This is a genomic window from Mesorhizobium sp. M7A.F.Ca.MR.148.00.0.0, assembly GCF_003997735.1.
GTDB lineage: Bacteria > Pseudomonadota > Alphaproteobacteria > Rhizobiales > Rhizobiaceae > Mesorhizobium.
Map to the genome: position 1 here is coordinate 1 of NZ_RZTB01000740.1, position 228 is coordinate 228.

Below are 228 nucleotides of genomic sequence, written 5' to 3' on the forward strand. Positions count from 1 at the left end.
GACTTTCCTGGGACGAGGGGAATGCCCATCGCTTCGGCGCGACAGTGGGCGTCGGATTTACCGGTTCATACGCAACAGAACAAACTTACCGCTCACTGCTTTTGGGTAGCGCAATCCGTGCTGAACTCTTCACTGGAGTAAAGGTGATGCCCAGCGCCGCTTCCGTCCATCTTAGCTTGAGCCTCGGCTTGCGCGGGCCGGTCTTCGGGGTGACCTCCGCATGTGCCT

General features: G+C 59.2%; 1 protein-coding gene. It reads left to right on the forward strand.

The features are described 5' to 3' along the window. On the forward strand, positions 1-228 hold a 228-nt coding region (locus EOB49_RS36065; RefSeq protein ID WP_281060652.1), incomplete at both ends, for a beta-ketoacyl synthase N-terminal-like domain-containing protein.